Below are 18,522 nucleotides of genomic sequence, written 5' to 3'. Positions count from 1 at the left end.
AAGCAGATGGCCACTTTGGAAGGCGGCGCATACGACGACGCCCTGTTTGGCTCCCGCTTTGACGATTTCATCCGCGCCCATGGGGGTGATGATTTCGTCAACGGAGGCAATGGGGACGACATCATCTTCGGCGACGATGGTGACGACTTGCTGTTCGGCGGCAACGGAAACGACACCGTGTTCGGCGGCGAAGGCACCGACGTTCTCTATGGCGAAAATGGCAACGATATCCTGGTCGGCGGATCGGGTGACGACCTGATCTATGGCGATAACGGCAACGACATTCTCCTTGGGGGCGCCGGCAGCGACTTCCTCCTCGGAGGCAGAGGCAACGACGTGCTGCTCGGCGGCGCCGGCAACGACGTCATCGACGGCGGCGCCGGGTCCGACCTGCTTGCCGGCGGTCAGGGCAGCGATATCTTCGTTTTCGACGGTGGCGGCGGCAACGACGTCATCCTCGACTTTACCCCCGGCGAAGACGTCCTGCAGATATCCAAGGGTATCAACGGCCTCGACGTCACCGCGCCCGAGGATCTCGCTTCGCGTATCACTCAGGTCGGCGGCAATGTCGTCATCGACCTCGGCCACGGCGACACGCTGACGCTGGTCAATGCCGACGCCGAAGACATTCAGGCCCACCCCGAAAACTACTTCACTGTCCACTGATAGTTTGAGATGCGGGATGCGGGTGGAAAACCGCAGGCGGCTTTTCATCATCCCGCATTGGCTTCGAACGGTGCGCCCTGCCCTCCTCCCGTGGGGCGCACCATCCCAGAATTAGTCAGAGGAGTGGCGTGTGACGTTTGACGACCGTACGCGGAGCGCCAGCGGCATTTTCGAGGACGCGAGGGCCTTTCGGATCGGTTCCGAAGTGGCAGTATTGATCTCGGACGTTCGCGCCAAGTTGCCGGTGGCAGCCAAACACACGCTCGTCATGCCGGAGCAACCCGTCCCGCTCGTCAGCACGATCCTTTCTCTTGCGGAGGGTGGCCAGCGCGTGCTTTGGGCCATGCGCCCGGGCGCCGAAGCGAGCCGCGGGCAGATTTACATCGAAAGCGACTTCGTTCAGACGATTCTGCTCCGGCCCGTCGGTGAACTTCCGCCCCTCGACATGGAGGACCTGTTTGCCGCACTTACGCCGGAGGGCTGCGTAAAGTTCCTGAACAATCTGCTGACCGTTTGGCGGAGCGCGTTCCGTCTGTCCAGGGACCCGTTCTTCATCGGCCTCGTCGAGGACGCGCTTCAGGCGCTGACATCGCGGCCGGCGCCCGCCAAGATTGCATGCCCGATCGCCCAGGGCCGATACCTGATCGAGACCGCGATCAGCCCCGACTTCGGCGAGATCAGCGCCATCTATGCCCTCGGGGCCAACGCCATCCTGCCACTGGCGTCGCCAGCGCTGATCGGCGCCCAACGCGAGCACAATCTTCGTCCTTGCCATTTCATCGTCGAGTCCCCCCGATACCCCCAGTCTTTCGTGCTTGTCGGCAAAAGGGGCGTTGCCGTGCGCGAACTCTCCTCCGGCAATCCTCATTGCGCCAACCTCCAGGCCTGGTGGGCGGAACGGGGCGGTACGCCGGAGCTTCGCGAATTCGTCGTCCGCTGGCTCTCGACGACACCCGAGGGTGGACTTGCGACAGCCGTCGACCTCCAGCTACGGACACCGCTCCCGGAAAGGCGGATCGGCAGGTCCGCAATGTATCCTTCAGCGGAGGTGGACCTCGCATTGACGCTTTCCGGCGGTCTGCTTGCCGGGGGGTGGACCCATGATCCGACGGCCACTCTCGCCGGCATCGACTACCTCACGGAGGACGGCACGGCGATACCGCTCGACGGCAACTGGTACGAGTTTCCCGCCTGGGCACGCGGAGCGGACGAGAAATCGCGAGCCGACGTGACCGGCTTTGTCGCCTGGCTGCCGTCGAACGACACGCCGGGCGCCCTGCTCCAGCCGCGGTTCCAGATGCGGCTGGCTTCCGGTGCTGTGAAACCGCTCGTGCCGAAGCCGCAACCCTTCGAGGCTTCGGCGCAGCGCAACCGAATACTGCGCGCAGTCCCGCCGCAGCACGCGATCGACCAGGCTTTCCGGACGATCCTTGCCCCCGCCCTGCAGGACGTGGAGCAGAGGTTGGGAAGAGCGGCCAAGGTCGACTACACCAAGGATTACGACCTGCCCGAAAAGGCGCCCTTGGTCTCGATCGTCGTGCCGCTTTACCGTGTCCTCGACTTCCTGCGGTTCCAGCTATCCGGCATGGCGACTGATCGCTGGCTCGCAAGCAATGCGGAGATCATCTACGTTCTGGATTCGCCGGAGATTCAGGACGAGACGGAGCATCTGCTTGGCGGACTGCATCTCCTCCACGGCTTGCCGATGAAGCTTGTGGTGATGAACCGCAACAGCGGCTACGCGCGGGCGTGCAATGCCGGCGCGCGCTTCGCCCGCGGCTCGGTCGTCGTCATGCTGAACTCGGACGTCGTTCCGTCAGCGCCCGGCTGGCTGCAGAAGCTCATCCGGCCGCTGATGGAGCAGAGGAGCCTCGGCGCGATCGGCCCGAAGCTGATCTTCGAGGACGGATCGCTCCAGCACGCGGGACTCTACTTCGCTCGCGACCAGCGCGGCATATGGCTCAACCATCATTTCCACAAGGGCATGCCTGGCGACTACGCACCGGCTCAACTTGCCCGCAGCGTTCCCGGCATCACCGGTGCGTGCCTGGTGACGCGTCGGGAGATCTACGAGCTCGTGGACGGATACACGGAGGATTATGTGATCGGCGATTATGAGGACAGCGATTTGTGCCTGAAAATCCGCCGGTGCGGCTATGATATCGCCTACGAGCCGTCGGCGTGTCTCTATCATTTCGAGCGCCGCTCGATCCGCCGCAGCGAAGACTATATGCGCGGGGTCGCCAGCCAGTACAATTCGTGGCTGCACACCGAACGCTGGAATGACGACATCACCGAATTGATGAAAACCGATCTCGGCGGCCGCGACCAAATGCCGGCTCTGTTCGGGATCGGCGCAGCAACGAGGACCGCCGCATGAGCGAGACTGCGCTGCGCCAGGAAAACACAGCTGCAACGGAACTGCCCGCCCGCGACGAACGCGTGGAGGCACTGCTGGGGAGCATTCTTCGAAACCGCTTCCTTCCGGAACCTAATCCCGACAGTGTCTTCGTCGGCGACGGCTCCTTCAGGGCGGTGGGCGTCGAATTCCTCGGCCACTTCATTCGGCTGGGGGGGGTGCGTCCGGAAAGCCGCGTTCTCGATATCGGCTGCGGCATCGGCCGCATGGCTGTTCCGCTCACCCAGTATCTGGATTTCGAGAAGGGACACTACAGCGGGATAGATCCGGTCGAGGGCGGCATCGGCTGGTGCCGCCGCTTCATCACCTCGGTCTATCCGAATTTCGCGTTCCAGCGTGTCGATATTGCCCATGAACTCTATAATCCGAGCGGCAAGATCAGCGGCAATGCGCTGAAACTGCCCTATGCCGACGGTCACTTCGATTTTGTGATCATGACGTCGATCGTGACGCATCTGCCGCCGGACGAAGTCCTCGTCTATCTGCGAGAGGTCGGAAGGCTTCTGAAACCCGGCGGCCGCCTCTTCATGACCGCCTTCGTGGTCGATCACGTCGCGGCGGCCAACGAGAGCGGCCGGCGCGACGCGCGCCTTTCCTTCGCCCGCGATGGCGACGGGCCGTGCTGGTACGTCCCGGACATGCCCCGCCTTGCCGCCGTCGGCTTCGACGACGGCTTTCTTGACGGGGCCCTCGACCGGGCCGGTCTCGCAATCACCCTGAAAGCGCTCGGCGCCTGGCGCGGGAAGGAAGCGGAGCACTATCAGGACATTTTCGTCGCCGAACGCCGAGGAGGCGGAGCGTGAGCATGCGCGTGCTCGTTGCGGCTCATAACCATCCGGCCCTCCACCCGGGAGGCACGGAGATCTTCGCCCACGACCTGTTCGGCGCCTACAAGCGTGCCGGCTGCGAAGCGCTCTTTCTCGGAGCCACGAACCAGATCCACCGCCAGGCGCGGCCTGGCACCAGCTTTCAAGGCATCGGGCCCGCAGGGGACGAGTTGCTGTTGTGGTCCGGACATTTCGACCGCTTCTTCATGAGCCAGATCGATCTCTATGGAGTCGTTCCGGATATTGCGGAGCTGCTGCGCGACTTCAGGCCGGAGGTCGTCCATATCCACCATCTGCTCCTGCTCGGCGCGGAGTTTCCGCATATCGTCCGGCGAACCCTGCCACAGTGCCGGATCGTCATGACGCTGCACGACTATTATCCCATCTGTCACCATGACGGGCTGATGGTGAGAACGAGCGGCAAGGAACTTTGCCACGGGGCGAGCCCGGACAGGTGCCATGCCTGCTTCAAGGACATCGCGCTCGACCGTTTCACATTGCGCGAACGTCATCTGAAGGCCCTCTTGAGCGAGGTGGACCGGTTCGTATCACCGAGCCGGTTCCTCAAGCAGCGCTTCGTCGAGTGGGGGCTCTCGGAAGACAGGATCAGCGTCATTCCCAACGGGCTACCGCCTCGCAACGCGCCGGCAGCGGCCCGCCGGATCGGCTCGGACCACCCGGTCTTCGGTTATTTCGGCAATCTCAACCCCTGGAAAGGCGTGGCGGTACTACTCGAGGCGGCACGGCAGCTCATTGCCGAGGGGCTGGAGTTCGAGTTGCGCGTTCACGGCGGCGCACCCTTCCAGAGCGAGAGTTTCATCGACGAGATCACACGCCTGTTCGAGGAAACGGCACCGACCGTGCAGCAGCGCGGGCCCTACCGGCGTGAGGACGTTGCTGACCTCGTCGCAGCGGTGGATTGCACGATCGTACCCTCGATCTGGTGGGAAAATGCCCCGCTGGTCATCCAGGAGGCGCAGGCCCTCGGACGGCCGGTCTTAGCCAGCAATATCGGCGGCATGGCCGAGATGATCGAGGATGGCGCAAACGGTCTCACCGTTGCGCCCAACGATCCGCGGGCGCTCGCCTCTGCCATGCGCCGCCTCGCGCAAGACGGTGCCTTGGCGCGCCGGCTTTCCGCGCACGCGCGGGAACCGGAGAACATCGACACCACCGCACGACGCTATCTCGATTTGATCGAAGCGATCGAACCGTCACGTATCGAAGCGGCATAAAGGGGAAATCGATGGCTGTTGCCGAGAAATCAAATGCCGCACCGGATCAGGATAATACGAAGCCGATGAGCGGCCGGGTCGACGCGATCGACCAGGGGCGCATCTTCGGCTGGGCGTTCGATCCGGCAGCACCCGACAAGCGCCTCACCATCCGCGTCTATCTGGACGGCAGCGTCATCGCCCAGGCGGTCGCCGACCGCAATCGCCCCGATCTCAAGCGCAACGGCATCGGCGACGGCGGCTATGCCTTCGAAATCGCGCTTCCCGAGGCGGCAGCCTCGCGCACCGCCGATCTCAAGGTGACGGCCCTGGATGCACGCGGCACCGAACAGCAGCTGCGCGTTCCGCGCCCGGACGAGCAGGCGGCCGAAGCCCTCATCGCCGCGCCGCTTGCCAAGGTTCTCGACAAGCTCGACGTCCTCATGGCGGCCCAGCGGCAGTTGCAGGTCTCGCAGCGATCTCTTCAGCGAACGCATAATGACGAGGGCGGCGAAGGCGCGACCTTGGGGCCTGCCGCCGCCGCCGAGATCGGGCAGCGCCTGAACGACCTCGATGTCCACTTGATGCGGCTCGATGGCGTGGTTGCAGCGATGGAGAAGAACCTCGGAGCCTTGCAGAAGCGGTCGAATGGAGAGTTGAAACCGCTGCTGCTCCTGCTTTTCGTTCTCGCGGGCTTTGCCGCCGGCGCCGCCCTCTCGCTTTTCGCCGGAGCATGAGGAGTACCATGGCCGGAGCAGAACAGGCGCTTCCTCAAACGTCGCAAACAGCCGCGAGGATCATGCGGGGTGGGAGGGTTGTCGCCTGCCTGATCGACGATACGCTGCTGCTCGTCATAGGCGCGGGCGCGCCTGTCGCCGGCCAGGTGCCGGCGCAGGTCAATGACGACCCCGCCACCGCGACGAGTGCCTCCATCATCGGTTGGCGCCTGGCCCCGCAGCCGCCAACGGCCACGCACGGGTTCGCGGCGCTGCTGCCCATCAATGACGCCGATCGTCCGCTCACCACCCTCCGCCTGGGTCAGGAGAGTAGCCCCAGGCGCTATATCTTCGGCCCCCGCACGCTTGCGGTTCGCGAGGGCGTGACGGTCCTCGCGGAGCTTGCCGGCGCCCAACTGACCGACGTGCTGGACTCGCTCGTGGATGCGATGATGCAGATGCCGACCGGCCGGCGAAGGCTTGCGGCAATTGTTGCCCTGACGCAGGCCCGAAAGGGTAGCGACGGCTTCCTCGAGTTCGTTGGCGAGACCCACGAGGGAGCGATCTTCCTCAGAGGGTGGGCCCGCGCCGCCGACCCCGGCAACGCTCGCGTGATTGTGTGCGGCGAAAATCCGGTCGTTGCCGACTGTGGGATCGCGACCTTCTCCCGGCAGGACACTCCGCAAGGTGGCGCAGGCTTCATCGGTCTGTTGGCGGCCAGCGAACCGCTTCGCGCACGAGACGTCGAGGGGCTCGTCTATCGCGGGCGCGGGGGCTGGCGCTACGCTTCGGTTCATGAGCACCGGCTGATCGCCGGTCCTACGGACACGCCCGGGCATATCCGCTCCGTGCTGCTTCAGACGCACAGCACGCCCGCCGTTCTGCTCCGGCTGCGTTCGGCCGCCAACAGCTTCGAGGGGCGCGAGACGATCTCGACCCTTCCCGTTCCGGTGCGACTGGGCGTCGACAATATCTTTCAGGCGAACAGCAGCGCCTTTCTGATCTCCGGCTGGCTGCTCGACCCTGATGAGCATGTCCAGAGCGTCCGGTTGCGCCGTGGACAGAGCGAGATGCGGCTCGACGATCGCTGGACGCGGCTCGAGCGCTCGGATGTGACGGATGCCTTTACCGATGAGCCGCTGTTCAAAAGCATGCTCGACCGAGAAACCCACCCGCATGGTTTCATCGTGTTTGCCGGAGGACTGGGGGCAGATGGTGCGGCCCCGCTACACCTGGAGTTGACGCTCAAGGATTCCCGGCGGGCCTTTCTCCCGCTGACACCCGCGCGGCTTCCGCCGCGTCAGGCGGCGCTCCGCCAGATCAAGTCCATCGATCCCGAAAACTGGGGGCTGACGGAAATCGTCGATCGGCAGATCGTGCCCTTCCTGTGCGCGTCGGAGAGCCCCTCGCCCGGCGTCGGGGCCATCCTCGATGCGGGTGCGTTCGACGAGGCTTCGGGGCCGCCGATCATCGTCGCTGCCGGCCAAGCAGAAGAAAAGGAGCTTGCCCCTTTCCTCGGCCTTCTGGCGCTCGATCCCGAAACACGGCACGCGCCGATCGCGCTCGTGCTGCACTCCGAATGCTTTCGACGCCAGGCCGGCCGTATCAGGCAGCTCGCGCAATTCTATCGGCTGCCGCTCAGGTTGATGTCGGCGGAAACGGACGATGTCTACGATCTCCTGGAAGCCGGCATTCGCGCGCTTTCGAGCGAGACGGTCGTTCTGCTCGCCGGCTCGCTTTTGCCCCGCAGGAGCGGCTGGTACGGCAGGCTGGTTTCCGCCTACGAGGAAAGTGGCGGGATCATCTCGCCCACGCTCGCCTATGAGGACCATTCCGTTCGATGGGCTGGCTCCTGGGCGGACGCGCAGTCCGAAAATTCGCTTTCGGGCCGTTATGCCGGTTATCCGTTGAGTGCAGTGACGGGGCTCAAGCTCACCCGGATCGCGGCGGCCTCTTTCGAATGCTGCATCATGCCGCGCGAGGCTTTCCTCGTCGCCGGAGGCTTTGCCGGCAGCTATCTCGGATACCGGCAAAAGGGGCAGGATCTCGGCTTGAGGCTCAGCCGTTCGGGGATCAATTCCTGGTGGCTGCCTTCGGTGCAGATGCTGGGCTCGGACGAGCCATTCTCCACCGGCAGCGCCTCCGCGGCTCCTCTCGTCGAGCGGATCGACGAAAGACTGTTTTCGGCCCGATGGGCTCCGCAGCCGCAGGGCGAAGGCAATCGCATCAAGGAGGCTTCCGCATGAGCGAGCGGCTCCGTGTTCTCGTCGTCTCGCATGGACATCCGGCGATGTCGCTGGGCGGGGCGGAGATAGCGTCCCACAGCCTGCATAAGGGCCTGAACACGCTGCCGGGCGTCGAGTCGATATATCTCGCCCGCGTCGGCCATCCGGTCCCGCGCCACGGCGCGTCAGCACTCATGAGTCTGCGTCTTGCCGTGGACGAAGTGCTCTTCCATGCGGATGATTACGATCACTTCTTCCTGTCCAACGGCGATACGGAGGCGATCCGCCGCGACCTCCTGCGCTTCGTCGGCGATCTGTCGCCTCACGTCATTCACTTTCATCATCTGATCGGCATGGGGATGGAGGCGCTTTACGCTCTCCGGGAAGCGCTGCCGGAAGCGGTTATCGTCGTCACCTTCCACGAATACCTGTCGCTGTGTCACAATCACGGGCAAATGGTGAAGCGACCATCGGCCCAGCTCTGCAACAGTTCTTCGCCGATCAGTTGCCATGGCTGCTTTCCCGATATCCCGGTTTCCCGTTTCCTGAGGCGCGAGGAATTTCTGCGCGGCATGCTCGGCCTTGCCGATGCCTTCATCTCCCCGAGCATGTTCCTCGCAAACCGCTATGTCGAATGGGGTATCGATGCGGAAAAGCTCTCCGTGATCGACAACGGCATCGTCATGGGCGAGGCCGCACCGGTACGCGATCTGCCGGTCCCGTCCGCCCGGCGGAACCGTTTCGCCTATTTCGGGCAGATGACACCCTTCAAGGGCATCGACGTGCTGGTCGATGCGGTCTCGCGCGTGCCGGAAGAAATCTGGGGCGAGGACTCCTGCCTGATGATCTTCGGCGGTAATCTCGAGCGCCAGCCGGCCGAGTTCCAGGAGCGCCTGAAGAAGCTCATCGACGATGCCGGGCGCCGGGTGCGTTTCTATGGCGCCTATCAGAATGCCGACATGCCGAGGCTGATGCGCTCGGTCGACTGGGTCGTGCTGCCCTCGATCTGGTGGGAAAACTCGCCCGTCGTCATTCAGGAGGCCCTGCATCATCGCAGGCCCATCATCTGTTCCGACATCGGCGGCATGGCCGAGAAAGTGCAGGACGGAAGGGACGGACTCCATTTCCGTGCCGGCAGCGCCCAGGATCTCGCCGACCGGCTGTCGGACGTGCTGGTCAAGCCCGAGGCATGGGACCGGCTGCATGCGACGCTGCGGCCTCCGACCGGCCACGCCGAATCCGCGCGCGCGCATGCCGATCTCTATCGTCGGTTGCTGAAGGACAGGCGGAGCCCTCTTGGCGCGGCGCAATATGAAGCGGCGGCACAGGCCGTAGTCTAGACGCGTGCGGCTCCACTCAAAATGACAGCTGCTCGGGAATTCACATGCTCGTTTACGCCGACGAAAACCTGGAAGTGATACATCGGCGAGGATCGTCGCCCTATCTTCTCGTCACCTTCAACGAGATGGAGATGCAGGCGAACGGCAGCCGCTTCTGGGGACAGCGGTTCTGCGAAAAGGCCGGCATCGCCGCACTCGGCTTCATCAGCCGGCGGCCGAACTGGTTTCCGGCGGCAAGCGTGGTCGCGGCGGTCGAAGCTGCGGCTCCGATCCTTGCGGAAGCGCCGGAACGCATCCTCTACGGCCATTCGCAAGGCGGCTATGCGGCTCTGCGTTATCGCCGGCGTCTTGGCGCAAGCGTCGCCGTTGCTTTTTGCCCGCAGATCTCGATCGATCCGAAGACCGTACCATTCGACAACCGCTTCGTCCGCCACTTCGCTCCGGGCCTCCACACGAACATGGCAATCGCCCCCGACCAAGCGGCCGGGCGCGCCTATCTGTTCTACGACCCCTTCCATGCCGTCGATCGCTGGCACGCGGAGCGGATCGCGGCGATACAGAGCGAGACGCATCTCATCCCCGTGCATATGACCGGTCACGGCACCGTTCGGGCCTTCACCGGAACGGCGCGCGCGCTTTCGCTCATCGAGGCTTGCCGCGCGGACGACCGCGCCGGTTTGCGCGCGCTTGCCCGTTCGGCGCGGATCGGCGCCCCGATGCGCCCCTATCAGATCGCCATCGCGGCGATTGCTCGCCACCCCGCCTGGGCCGACCGGTTCCTTCAACGCTTCGGAGAAGGGTTTTCACCTGTGGAGCGGGTAAACTTTCTTTACCATCGGGCCAACCGCCACATCCGCGACGGCGCACTTGAAATCGCCCGCGACATGCTCGCCGAGGCCGTGGCGCTCCAGCCGGGCAATCTCGGCTTCGCCCGCCGCCTCGAGGAACTCGAAGGCCGCATCGCCCGCACGCGCGCCTCGGACCGGGATAAAACTGTGCACGACTTTTCTCCCGCACAGTGACATAGCCAGGCCTTGTCTCTCCTCGTTGCGACATTCTTCGCCGCCAACGGACAGCCTTCGCAATGGAGATCCGTTGCAGCCTGAGCGCGTTGCCGGCCAACTGGAGCGCACGTTTCAATGGAGGAGAGGAAATCGATGGCGGGAGAACTGGAATTCATGAGCCGGGAGGTCGTTTCGGGCCGCCTGTCGAGGCGCGATTTTCTCGGGCGCGCGGCAGCGCTCGGCGTAACGCTCGCCTCGGCCCAGGTGCTGCTTGGCAATGCCGCGCGGGCGAGCGGGCCGGTCAAGGGCGGCATATTGCGGGCCGGGCTCGTCGGCGGCGAATCCACGAACAGCCTCGATCCGGCGACCTGGGCGAGCCAGGTGCCCTATACATTCGGCCGCTGCTGGGGAGAGCAGTTGCTCGAGGTATCTCCGGCGGGCGAGATAGAATATCGGCTGGCTGAATCCTACGAAGCGTCGAAGGACGCGAAGACCTGGGCGTTCACGATCCGCAAGGGGGTGACCTTCCATAACGGCAAGGAACTGACGCCCGCCGATGTCGTCGCCACATTCGAGCGTCATGCCGACAAGAATTCGAAATCGGCTGCCCTGCCCTTCGTCCAGGAATTCGAGACCATCAAGGCAGACGGCGACAAGGTCGTCATCACGCTGCGCCAGCCGAACGCCGACATGCCGTTCATCGTCAGCGATTATCATCTTATGATCCAGCCGAACGGCGGCAAGGATGACCCGACGGCCGGCATCGGAACCGGCCCCTACAAAGTCGTCGTCAACGAACCGGGCGTAAAGCATGTCGGCGAGCGTCAGGACGGCTATTGGGGAGCGGCCGAGCGCGGCCATGCCGATCAGATCGAAATCACTGTCATCAATGACGCAACGGCGCGCACCGCCTCGCTCCAGGCGGGCGGCGTGCACATCATTAATCGCATCGAGCCGAAGATCGTCGCGCTCGTCAAACGCATTCCCGGAGTCACGATCCGCAACGTCCCCGGCAAGGGCCACTATGTCCTGATCGCCCATTGCAACACGGCGCCCTTCGACAACAACGACCTGCGGCTTGCGCTGAAATACGCGGTGGACCGCGAGGAAATGGTGGCGAAGATTCTCGCCGGATACGGCACGGTCGGCAACGATACGCCGATGATCAAGGGTTACCCGCTCTTCGACGACGATATCGAGCAGCGCGTCTTTGATCCGGACAGGGCGAAGTTTCACTTCAAGAAATCGGGCCATGACGGTTCGATCCTGCTGCGGACCTCCGACGTCGCCTTCCCAGGGGCAGTCGACGCCGCGCAGCTTTTCCAGGCAAGCGCCGCAAAGTGCGGCATCGACGTCGAGCTGAAGCGCGAGCCCGGTGACGGCTACTGGTCCGACGTCTGGAACAAGCAGCCCTTCAGCATGTCTTACTGGACCGGCCGGCCGACGCAGGACCAGGTCTATTCCATCGCCTATCTTTCGAAGGCGGAATGGAACGACACCCGCTTCTTCCGCGAGGATTTCGACAAGCTGATCTTTGCGGCGCGCGGCGAGCTGGACGAGGCGAAGCGCAAGGTTCTCTATCGCGAGGCGGCAATGATCCTGCGCGATGAGGGTGGTGTGATCGCGCCGATGTTCAACAACTATATCGATGCCACCAGCGACAAGGTCGGCGGCTGGGTCGACGATCCGAACGGCGAACTCATGGGTGGACATGCGCTGACCAAGTGCTGGCTCGCCGCCTGAGCGTGATCCTTGAAGCAGCCGGCGGCCGATGGCCGTCGGCAACCGTTACACACCTTTCCTGGAGTGCCCTAGCCGCGGCGGCGATGCAGCGAAAGCCACCCGTCCTCGACGAGGCGAGCCTCGACGTCGCTGTAATGCGACAGCATGATATGCGGCATCTCGGCCGCCGCGGCATGCGCCCCGGTGATGACGGCGACCTCGGCGCCCGCGGATTTGCCCGCGAGCACGCCTGCAGGCGCGTCCTCGAAGACGAGGCAATCTTCGGCACGCACCCCGAGTCTCTGGGCCGCGAGCAGATAGCCCTGCGGGTCGGGCTTCCCGACCGAGACATCCTCACCGGTCACCATGTGGCGCGGCACCGGAATACCGGCCGCCTCGAGCCGGCGCGCGGCGAGTTCGAGCGGCGCCGACGTAACGATCGCCCACCTTTCCGGCGGCAATGTCTTCAGGAAGGAGACGGCGCCCGGAATTTCGACAATTCCCTCGACATCGGCAATCTCCGCCTCGGCAAGAATACGCGCCTCCTGTTCCGGATCGACCGGCAGGCCCAGGGCGCGGATCGTGTCGACGGCTCGCACGCCATGGACGATCTTCATGAGCGCCACGGGATCTATTCCGTTGCGGAGTGCCCAGGATCCCCAGACCCTTTCAACGACTGCCATCGAGTTGAGTAGCGTGCCGTCCATGTCGAAAAGGAGGGCGGCGAAATTCTTCGTGAAGATTGCGGAAGAGGACGTGTCCAAACCGGGTCCCTTGGATTTCGAGTTCACATGCTTTGCAGGTCGGCACAACTATAGCCTGAGGCGGCGTTGCACAATGCTAAAGCAATTGCTTTCCGCACGCTTATCGGCGCACTGCCCCGGTTGCAGGAACCTGCAACCCATAGAAACCACACATGGGTATGTCGTCGTGTATCGTTCTAGCTGTATCCATCCGTGACCAGAAAATCGATCGGGCCTCCCGCCCTGTCGTCATCGAAGACGGCGCAGGAGAGCATGCCGCCGAAGACGGCGCCGGAATCGACATTGGTCCTGTTGCCGACGGTGCGGGGATTGCTTCGGCTCGGCGTATGTCCGTGGCAGACATGCTTGCCCCAATAGGTACCGGAGTAGTTCGGATCGGTGCGGATCCAGAGGAGGATGTCGTCGCCCTGTTCTTCGAGCGGAATCGTCTCGTCGACACCCGCATGGACGAAAATGCGATGCCGATCGACGACGAGCGATGGCAGTTCCGCCATCCAGACGAGATGGCTCAACGGAATGGCGCCGCCGTAGGAAGCCATCGTCTCCTCGCCCCCATTCGTTAGCCATAGGGACATCTCGGCCTGGCCCTTGCGTGCCGCCAGCAGCATGGCCTCGTGATTGCCCTTGAGCGTGATCCATTCCCAGCTCGCCCTGCGCGGCCCGCCCATGATCCGCTCCACGACGCCGCGGCTGTCCGGGCCGCGATCGACGAGGTCGCCGAGGAAGACCACCCTGCCGCCGGCGACGACGGATTCGATGCTGGCCAGCAAGGCTTCGAGTTGTTCGAGGCAACCGTGAATGTCACCGACGGCGAAGGTGAAACGCCGGCTATTCATGAATCGCTTCTCCTTTGCTCGTCCAAGACGGCGCGCTCCTTTCGTCGCTGATATGAATCGGCCATCTGAGGCCGCCCGGGGTGTCCGAGTGCTTTAGCGCATCGTCTTGACAATCGGAACCGATATTCGGAATGCCCGATGCGTAGCAGGAATAGTGGGCTCGGACAGGCACAAGACGGCTTCTTCACTTCATCCCTGTGACGGGCACAGGAATGAGGGCCACAGGGAGACCCGCCCAAAGCCTACCGGTGAGAGGATCCCTTCGGAATCGCCGAACTGGTGATCGAGACGGGATCGCTTGCGGGAAACGTATCTTCGAGGCCCTCTTCCAACTGCTCTTCCATGGCGTCCCGGTCATGCGCCTGCCGGGCATTCGCAAGCGCTCCCTCGGGGACCGAAGGAGACCGTTTCGTGCCGGTGATGGCAAGAAGCGTTTCATCCGCCTCGATGGCCGCGGCGAGTATCTCCTTTGCCTGGGCAACGGCATTCAGCCTGTTGAGGCTACCGTCGGCATTCTGCGGACAGGAGACGGAGACGACCTCCCCGTTGGTGCCGACGAATTCGACGGTGAAACCCGCCTTTCCGCCGCGCTCGGGATAGACCTGAATTCCGGCGATCTGCATCGGATTCTCCTCTGATGTACGCCCCGCCGACTGCGGATGCGGGATCGGCCTGCAGTCTACCAGATTTGGTGAAGGTCGACAGCTCGCCCGTGGGAGAGGCATAACGGAAAATCACAAAACGCCGGGCGCCCATCTCGCTTCCTGCGGGCCGCCGGCGCTTGATTCGGGTTCGCCATTCTGGGCCGCGTGATATCCCGGTGCCGGCTGGTGCTCTTTGTTTGCGGGCCGCGTGCAGGCGGCGAAGGCGTCGAGATCGCGGTTATAGACCCTCGTCTCGACGTCCATCATGCCAAGCACCGTGTGAAACAGGTTGTCGTGCGATTTCGGCTTGTCGGCGTCCTTGGCAAGACAGCCGGCGTCGACGCCCATCGCAGCCTGATACGGCTCCGAAAACCAGGCGATGAAAGGCACCTGCGTCTGCTCCTTCGGTGCAATCACATAGGGCGCGCCGTGGAGATAGAGGCCGTTCTCCCCAAGCGACTCGCCGTGATCCGACATATAGATCATCGCGCCGGCAATGCGGTCCTGATGCTTTTCGAGGAGCCGCGCGACGCTGGCGAGGATGTGGTCGGTGTAGAGGATCGTATTATCGTAGGCATTGACCAGTTCCGCAGTAGAGCAACGCATGAGTTCCGGCGTGCGGCAGTCGGGCGTGAAGCGGCGGAACGCCGCGGGATAGCGCAGATAATAAGAGGGGCCGTGGCTGCCTAGCTGGTGCAGCACGATGACGCTGTTCGAAATCGCCGCCCCGAGCTTCCGGTCGAGATCGCTGAGGAGGATCTCGTCCAGGCATTCGCCGTTGTTGCAAAGCGGGCTGTTCTTGCGGCCGGTCTGGCTTGCGAAGCTGATGAGATCGGCAATCCCCTTGCTGCCGGTATTGTTGTCCCACCAGCTCACCGAGACGCCGGCATGCGTCAGCACATTGACGAGATTTTCGGTCGAGCGCGCCTTCCAATCGCTATACTGGCTGCGCGGATAGACCGAAAACATGCATGGAAGCGAGACGGCGGTCGCGGTGCCGCAACTCGTCGTGTTGCGGTAGTTGACGACCCCGAGAGCTTTCAATTCCGGATTCGTCTCGCGTTCGTAGCCGTTGAGCGAAAAGTTCATCGCCCGCGCCGTCTCGCCGGCAACTACGACGACGACTACCGGTTTCCCCGCGGCGGCAACGCGCGCGCCCTGATGGGCATCGGTTCCGAGCGGCCTTACGACCAGATTGCGCTCCCGATAGGTCGAAAGGCCATAGCGCACGGTGGCGATCAGCGGTCCGGACGGATTGAACCTTTTCATGAGGTCCGTATGTTCGCGCAGCGCGTAGGCCACCGTCGCGAAGTTGGCATAGATGAGCCCTGCGCCGACGAGGAGCGATACGGAGACGAAGGCGAAATTGACCGCGGCCTTGGGCAGGAACCGGCGGTGGCGCACCCTGACCCAGACGATCAAGATCGAAGGGAGGACGGCGTAGACGAGCAGATGCCGCGCAAGGCTGAATGTCAGCAGGTGGCTGGCTTCGGCCTGTGTCGTAACGGCGGCATTGCCGATCATGTCCCGATCTATGATGATGCCGAAGGTGTCGGCAAAATACGCGGCGGTGGCGGACACCAGAATGAGAATGACCAGCGCCGGCTTCATCAGGTACTTGACCGAGAGAGGCGTCAAGATCGCGAAGAGGGCGAGATAGAGTGCCGCCGCGAAGGCAAGCAGGCTCGTCCGGGCGTGAACGAAATAGACGCTGGCATGAGCCCAGAACGAGTTGTTGGTCGCCAGCAGCAGATAGAGAGCGACGATCGCGCTCAGGCTTATACTGCCAATCTCGGGCCGGGGAATCCGCGGGATTTTCAAGCTGCTCACCTCCAAAGACGCGCCCCTTGCATGCATGGTGCGGCGTGACGTTCATGTTCCCTGCACCGTTTGCGATCCAGGGGAGCATGCCCAGTAGCCTGGACGAGCTGTCGGAAAGCTGTCGGGAAACACCGCTGGTAGAGCAGAGCTCCGCACCCGGCAGGGACTTCACAAGTTGGCACCTCGGAAAAAACGTCCTATGGTCCGCCGTCACCGGCGCCAGAAGACTCAGGCTGCGATCTGCATGCGTTTACTCCTCGTCGAGGACAGTCCTCGCCTCACCGAACTCATCAACGAGACCATGCATGACGCGGGTTGGCGGCTCGACGGCGTTTCGACGCTGCGCGATGCCGAGGCCGCCATTGCCGCGCGCGAGCACGACCTGGTTCTCCTCGATCTCGGCCTTCCCGACGGCGACGGCCTGCAGCTGCTGCAATGGATTCGGCGGGAGCATGTCGGCCTGCCGGTGCTGATCATCACCGCCCGCGGATCGGTCGACGAGCGTATCGCCGGGCTCGACGCCGGCGCCGACGATTATCTCGTCAAGCCGTTTCACCATCGCGAACTTCTGTCTCGCTGCAGGGCGATGCTGAGGCGAAATCCCAACGCTATACAGCCGGTCCTCGAGGCCGGTGCCCTGCGCTATGATCCTGCAACGGCGGAGCTTACCTGCGAGGGCGCCGTTCTGCCTCTTCCTCCGCGCGAGCGCTCTCTGATCGAGATCCTGTTGCGCGAGGTCGGGCGTGTCGTCCCGAAGCGCAGGCTCGAAACGGCGCTTTCGGAATATGGCCAGGAACTGAGCTCGAATGCGCTGGAACTCGCCGTCTCCAGGGTACGCAAGCGACTGCAGTCGGTGGAAACCGGCGTGCAGATCGAAACCGTGCGCGGCATCGGCTATCTGCTGCGGACCGTTTGATGAAGAGCTGGAACCCGTCGCTCATCGGCATCGTCGCCCGCCGCGTCATCGCCTTCTCCCTGCTCGCCATGATCCTGCAGATCGGCGTCGTCTTCGCCGACTACTGGTTCGACGATGACGAGCTCAGCGTCCTGATGTTGCAGGAGGAGACAGAAACCCTGTCGACCGCAATCGCGACGCAGGACGGGGATCTGACATTCAAGCCCAATCACGAGCTGAAAGAGCGTTACCTGGAACGCCATGGACCGGGTGCGATCTATGTGAGGGTGCGCACCGCTTCCGGCTCGGTTCTCTTCACCAACTGCTCGGCCGAATGTTCACAGCATTTTCTTCCGCTCGCCGTCAGCGCACCGACTTTCTGGAAGCGGCTAATTGCGCCCGGCAAACCCTTCAGCGTTGCCGGCGGCCAATCGTTCGAACGTCATGGCGAGGTCGTGCTCGTCGAGCTCGCCGTCTTGAAGGACCCCAACGGCTTCATGTATAGCGTTCTGCTTCGGGAAATGTTCGATTCCATGATCGTGCCCATGACGCTGATGTTCTGTCTCGTGATCGGAGCCACGATCTGGTCGATCCGCAGTGCGCTCAAACCGGTGGCAGCAGCGGTGCGGGCGGCCGATGCGATCGATCCGCGCGACGGCAATGCCCGCCTGCCCTCGTCGCACATGCCCGAGGAGATCGAGCGCCTGGTCGCCGCCGTCAACCGTCTCCTGGCGCGCGTTGCAGATCTCATCCAGGCGCAGAAGGTCTTTTCCTCCTCGATCGCCCACGAAATCCGCACACCGGTTTCGATCGCCAAGATGGAACTGAGCCGCATCGACGATCCCCGAGCCCGAAACGCGGAGCGCGACCTGGACGCGCTGACCCATATCCTCGAACAACTGACCTCGCTTGCCCGAGCCGACGCTGTGGACCCCACGGCCTTTCAGCGCGCCGACCTCTCGGCGATCGGGGCGGAGGTCGCGCAGACGACTGCGCCGTTCGTTTTCGACAACGGCAAGTCCATCGAATTCGTAGACCACGGCACGCCGCCGGTGAGCGTGATTGCGCCGCTCATCGAGAACATGCTGCGCAACCTGATCGAAAACGCGGTCAAACATAATCCACCCAATACCTGCATAGTGCTCACCTGCGGTCCCGGACCTCTGGTGTCTGTCGAGGACGACGGCAGGGGTCTCGTCGACCTGCCGGAGCACAATGACGATCTCGGGTATGTCAAGCGCTCCGGCCAGCTGGGGCTCGGCCTCAAGATCGTTCACCGCATCGGCGAGCTTCACAAAGCGAGGATCGCGGTCGATACGGTTCCTGGTGGAGGAACGAAAATCACTATCGATTTTGCCTCGGCCGCATAGAGCGGGATGAGGAAACTGTGTGCGGTTTTCCGTCCGCATCCCGCTAAATCAGGTCTGCG

The 18,522-nt window shown here is 63.4% G+C and carries 15 protein-coding genes; 11 read left to right on the top strand and 4 right to left on the bottom strand.

Annotated elements, in window-relative coordinates; genetic code table 11:
* Positions 1–6: 6 nt before the first annotated feature.
* From M1D43_RS21560 to M1D43_RS21520, 9 genes are all read left to right on the top strand, one after another.
* On the top strand, positions 7–666 hold the full coding sequence (locus M1D43_RS21560; protein WP_003529018.1) for a calcium-binding protein: 660 nt from the start codon (positions 7–9) through the stop codon (positions 664–666).
* Between the two features lie 130 nt (positions 667–796).
* The gene (locus M1D43_RS21555) at positions 797–3,046 is read left to right on the top strand and encodes a glycosyltransferase family 2 protein (protein WP_014527191.1); all 2,250 of its coding nucleotides are present in this window, start codon (positions 797–799) and stop codon (positions 3,044–3,046) included.
* Positions 3,043–3,888, top strand: a complete 846-nt coding sequence (locus M1D43_RS21550) for a class I SAM-dependent methyltransferase (protein WP_013850683.1) — start codon at positions 3,043–3,045, stop codon at positions 3,886–3,888. The genes M1D43_RS21555 and M1D43_RS21550 overlap by 4 nt, the downstream gene beginning before the upstream one ends.
* Positions 3,885–5,147, top strand: coding sequence for a glycosyltransferase family 4 protein (locus M1D43_RS21545; RefSeq protein ID WP_017267862.1), 1,263 nt, complete (start codon positions 3,885–3,887; stop codon positions 5,145–5,147). The genes M1D43_RS21550 and M1D43_RS21545 overlap by 4 nt, the downstream gene beginning before the upstream one ends.
* 11 nt (positions 5,148–5,158) lie before the next feature.
* Positions 5,159–5,863 carry a hypothetical protein gene (locus tag M1D43_RS21540; protein ID WP_003529026.1) on the top strand — a complete coding sequence of 235 codons (705 nt, stop codon included), beginning with the start codon at positions 5,159–5,161 and terminating at the stop codon, positions 5,861–5,863.
* Between the two features lie 8 nt (positions 5,864–5,871).
* Positions 5,872–8,088: a hypothetical protein gene (locus M1D43_RS21535; protein ID WP_013850685.1), complete on the top strand. Its 2,217-nt coding sequence runs from the start codon at positions 5,872–5,874 to the stop codon at positions 8,086–8,088.
* A complete protein-coding gene (locus M1D43_RS21530; protein ID WP_014527193.1) occupies positions 8,085–9,407 on the top strand; it encodes a glycosyltransferase family 4 protein in 1,323 nt (440 codons plus the stop codon). The genes M1D43_RS21535 and M1D43_RS21530 overlap by 4 nt, the downstream gene beginning before the upstream one ends.
* Positions 9,408–9,451: 44 nt before the next feature.
* Positions 9,452–10,429, top strand: coding sequence for a hypothetical protein (locus M1D43_RS21525; RefSeq protein ID WP_010975733.1), 978 nt, complete (start codon positions 9,452–9,454; stop codon positions 10,427–10,429).
* A 135-nt stretch (positions 10,430–10,564) separates the two neighbouring features.
* Positions 10,565–12,154: an ABC transporter substrate-binding protein gene (locus M1D43_RS21520; protein ID WP_014527194.1), complete on the top strand. Its 1,590-nt coding sequence runs from the start codon at positions 10,565–10,567 to the stop codon at positions 12,152–12,154.
* Between the two features lie 68 nt (positions 12,155–12,222).
* Here M1D43_RS21520 and M1D43_RS21515 read toward each other — a convergent pair whose 3' ends face one another.
* The 4 genes from M1D43_RS21515 to M1D43_RS21500 all read right to left on the bottom strand — a co-directional run bounded on the left by M1D43_RS21515 (position 12,223) and on the right by M1D43_RS21500 (position 16,198).
* On the bottom strand, positions 12,223–12,897 hold the full coding sequence (locus M1D43_RS21515; RefSeq protein ID WP_013850688.1) for an HAD family hydrolase: 675 nt from the start codon (positions 12,895–12,897) through the stop codon (positions 12,223–12,225).
* A gap of 176 nt (positions 12,898–13,073) precedes the next feature.
* Positions 13,074–13,733, bottom strand: a complete 660-nt coding sequence (locus M1D43_RS21510) for a metallophosphoesterase family protein (protein ID WP_010975730.1) — start codon at positions 13,731–13,733, stop codon at positions 13,074–13,076.
* 242 nt (positions 13,734–13,975) lie between these two features.
* Positions 13,976–14,356 carry a hypothetical protein gene (locus M1D43_RS21505; protein ID WP_010975728.1) on the bottom strand — a complete coding sequence of 127 codons (381 nt, stop codon included), beginning with the start codon at positions 14,354–14,356 and terminating at the stop codon, positions 13,976–13,978.
* Positions 14,357–14,467: 111 nt separating this feature from the next.
* Complete coding sequence (locus tag M1D43_RS21500) at positions 14,468–16,198, bottom strand: phosphoethanolamine transferase (protein ID WP_014527195.1); 1,731 nt, start codon at positions 16,196–16,198, stop codon at positions 14,468–14,470.
* Between the two features lie 244 nt (positions 16,199–16,442).
* On the opposite strand from M1D43_RS21500, the gene M1D43_RS21495 reads away from it, so the two are divergent.
* On the top strand, positions 16,443–17,114 hold the full coding sequence (locus tag M1D43_RS21495) for a response regulator (RefSeq protein WP_010975726.1): 672 nt from the start codon (positions 16,443–16,445) through the stop codon (positions 17,112–17,114).
* Positions 17,114–18,463, top strand: coding sequence for a sensor histidine kinase (locus tag M1D43_RS21490; protein ID WP_014527196.1), 1,350 nt, complete (start codon positions 17,114–17,116; stop codon positions 18,461–18,463). Before M1D43_RS21495 ends, M1D43_RS21490 begins: the two co-directional genes overlap by 1 nt.
* The last annotated feature ends 59 nt before the right edge of the window (positions 18,464–18,522 follow it).

The sequence above is a fragment of the Ensifer sp. R1-3 genome (assembly GCF_056739175.1).
This window is presented reverse-complemented; position numbering and strand designations above follow the sequence as displayed.

What these genes read in the sequence shown, in the direction of transcription:
- M1D43_RS21505 (WP_010975728.1), bottom strand. Translation starts at nt 14,356, where the DNA reads ATGCAGATCGCCGGAATTCAGGTCTATCCCGAGCGCGGCGGAAAGGCG.
- M1D43_RS21550 (WP_013850683.1), top strand. Translation starts at nt 3,043, where the DNA reads ATGAGCGAGACTGCGCTGCGCCAGGAAAACACAGCTGCAACGGAACTG.
- M1D43_RS21495 (WP_010975726.1), top strand. Translation starts at nt 16,443, where the DNA reads ATGCGTTTACTCCTCGTCGAGGACAGTCCTCGCCTCACCGAACTCATC.
- M1D43_RS21560 (WP_003529018.1), top strand. Translation starts at nt 7, where the DNA reads ATGGCCACTTTGGAAGGCGGCGCATACGACGACGCCCTGTTTGGCTCC.
- M1D43_RS21535 (WP_013850685.1), top strand. Translation starts at nt 5,872, where the DNA reads ATGGCCGGAGCAGAACAGGCGCTTCCTCAAACGTCGCAAACAGCCGCG.
- M1D43_RS21520 (WP_014527194.1), top strand. Translation starts at nt 10,565, where the DNA reads ATGGCGGGAGAACTGGAATTCATGAGCCGGGAGGTCGTTTCGGGCCGC.
- M1D43_RS21540 (WP_003529026.1), top strand. Translation starts at nt 5,159, where the DNA reads ATGGCTGTTGCCGAGAAATCAAATGCCGCACCGGATCAGGATAATACG.
- M1D43_RS21525 (WP_010975733.1), top strand. Translation starts at nt 9,452, where the DNA reads ATGCTCGTTTACGCCGACGAAAACCTGGAAGTGATACATCGGCGAGGA.
- M1D43_RS21490 (WP_014527196.1), top strand. Translation starts at nt 17,114, where the DNA reads ATGAAGAGCTGGAACCCGTCGCTCATCGGCATCGTCGCCCGCCGCGTC.
- M1D43_RS21510 (WP_010975730.1), bottom strand. Translation starts at nt 13,733, where the DNA reads ATGAATAGCCGGCGTTTCACCTTCGCCGTCGGTGACATTCACGGTTGC.
- M1D43_RS21530 (WP_014527193.1), top strand. Translation starts at nt 8,085, where the DNA reads ATGAGCGAGCGGCTCCGTGTTCTCGTCGTCTCGCATGGACATCCGGCG.